The following is a 2,156-nucleotide window of genomic DNA, read 5'->3' as shown; positions in this document are numbered from 1 at the left end:
TGAGGACGGACGCACCGCCGGCCCGCACGATCCGACCACCACCCAGCTCCAGCCCGGCCACCAGGGCAAACCCTTTTTCAGGGGCAAGTAGCTAGTCCCCGGGCCTGAACCGCCGCGCCCGCCTGGAAGGACCCACCACCCCGCGCGCCGTCAAGGCCGCCGACCGGCCCCGCGAGGAATGGATCACCATCCCCGTCCCCGCGCTCATTGGCAGTGCCACGTTCGAGCGCGCCGCCCAGCGGCTCGAGGACAACGAGCGCTTCGCCTCGCGCAACAGCAAGGTCCCCTCTCTCCTCCAGGGCCTCATCGCCCGCTAAGGTGACGCTAAGTCATGAAGGCCTATGGGCAATCGCCCGATAGAGGGGTATTTGGGTGATTCAATGGCTACGGAGAACAGATCTGACGGCAGGTGGCGCAGCCCCGGGCGTCAACGGGGTCCGTGGAACACGTTGCGGATGCGGGTGGCGACATGGAGGTTGAGCCGGGTCTCGACGTCGCTGAGGTCGTGGCCGGTGATCTCGCGGATGCGCTGGAGGCGATAGCGCACGGTACTCCGATGGATGAGCAGGATCTCGGAGGTCGCGTCGTAGCTTCCGCCGCTCTCCAGGTAGCGCGAGAGCGTGGTGACGAGGTCGGTGTGGTGACGCGCGTCGTAGTCCAGCAAGGCGCCGAGCCATTCCCGGACGAAGCGGTCGGCCTCCCGTTCGCCGTCGCCGGCGCCCATCATGCGGTAGAGGCCGAGTTCCTCGAAGTTGGTGCTGCCGTACGGGTCGTGGGATCTGCGCCGCACGGTGAGAGCTCGGGCGGCCTCGTCGTAGGAGTGAGGGAGGCCTGCGGGGCTGTCGCAGCGGCCGCCGACTCCGATGGCCCCGGCATGGGTGCCGAGGTCGGCCATGGCGATGGGGGCGATCAGCCGCTCCCGGTCACGGACGGCGCCCGACTGGTGCCGTGCGAGCTGCAGCAGCTCTTTTCGGGGGCCGAGATCAGGTCCGGGAGGGGGCGGGGGCTGACCGGGGCCTGCCCAGACCCGCAGGCTACCGAAGAGGTCCTCGGTCAGCGCCGGGAGCCCGGTGACTTCGTTGAGAGCCCAGACGATGCCCGCCTCGCCCTGGCCGGAGGCCGCCGCGCGGGCAAGCGCCTCGTGGCAGGCGCCGGTGCTCTTCAGGACCGCGGCGGTCGCGCTGGGGTCGGCGTCGCGCCGGATCTCGGCAGTCATCAGCCGGTCGTGCTCCTCGGCGGTGGCGCGTTCCAGCCGGCGCCGCGCCATCCATGCGAGGGCGATGCCGGCCTGCCGGACGAGCAGGTCGGCGAGGGCGGCCTCGTCGGCCGAGGGCGCGGTGCGGGCTCGGACGACGAGGTAGCCGAGACAGCGGTCGCGGTCACGTAGGGCGTAGACCCGCATCCAGCAGTCGCCGGCGCCGTCCGGGTGGCCGGTGGCTCTGGCCGTGGCTGCGGCGTGCGGCCGCGCGCCGGATACGGCGGGAGTGAACGGTGCGCAGCGCACCGGCAGGCCGTTGTGCAGGAGGTAGGCCGCGTCGTTGACGAACGGGCCGAGCGCCGCCATCGCGGCCCTGGCAGCCCCCAGTACCGCGAACTCGTCGACTCCCTCGAACATCGCCGTGGTGTGGCGCAGCAAGGTGTGCGCGACCCCAGCCGTTGGCGGGACCGCGTGCGGTGGTGAGGCCGTCGTCGCGAGAGGGACAGCGTCATCCATGACAGGCCCCCTTCGGGGCTCGGGATATCGGCCGCTGCTACCACGCTACGCCACCCGAGGCGGGCCCTCAGCGGCAGGCCGCGGGCTGTTGCCTGTCCTGGCGGACGAGAGGGCCGCTGCGGGTTCGTCCTGCCAGGGCGAGGAATCCCGACGACTGGCGTGCGAGGCTGGCCGCTGGTGTGGGTGCGAACTCGCATCGGCGGTCGCCCCGGCGGTCTCGCCGGGGCCCGCGTCACGGTAACGATCGGTCCGTGTCCCGACGGAGGATATTCTCATGGCGAAGGCAGTCGGTATTGACCTCCGTACCACCAACTCCGTGATCGCGGTCTGGGAGGGCGGCGAGCCCGCCGTGATCCCGAACGCCGAGGGGGCCAGGACCACACCCTCGGTGGTCGCCTTCCCCGACAGCGGTGAGCGGCTGGTGGGGCAGTTGGCCCGGCGG

Annotated in this window: 2 protein-coding genes; one reads left to right on the top strand and one right to left on the bottom strand. The window is 71.5% G+C overall.

Going from position 1 to position 2,156, the window contains the following annotated elements; translation table 11 throughout:
* Positions 1-427: 427 nt before the first annotated feature.
* Positions 428-1,714: a PucR family transcriptional regulator gene (locus ABIA33_RS38005; RefSeq protein WP_370088808.1), complete on the bottom strand. Its 1,287-nt coding sequence runs from the start codon at positions 1,712-1,714 to the stop codon at positions 428-430.
* A 274-nt stretch (positions 1,715-1,988) separates the two neighbouring features.
* On the opposite strand from ABIA33_RS38005, the gene ABIA33_RS38000 reads away from it, so the two are divergent.
* Positions 1,989-2,156 (top strand): Hsp70 family protein (locus tag ABIA33_RS38000; protein WP_370088810.1); only part of this gene is annotated, 168 nt, incomplete at its 3' end.

The sequence above is a fragment of the Streptacidiphilus sp. MAP12-16 genome, from assembly GCF_041262165.1.
Classification (GTDB): Bacteria; Actinomycetota; Actinomycetes; order Streptomycetales; family Streptomycetaceae; genus Streptacidiphilus.
This window is presented reverse-complemented; position numbering and strand designations above follow the sequence as displayed.

Bases quoted from the DNA above. Each gene is read 5' to 3' on its own strand.
- ABIA33_RS38005 (WP_370088808.1), bottom strand. From the start codon at position 1,714: ATGGATGACGCTGTCCCTCTCGCGACGACGGCCTCACCACCGCACGCG.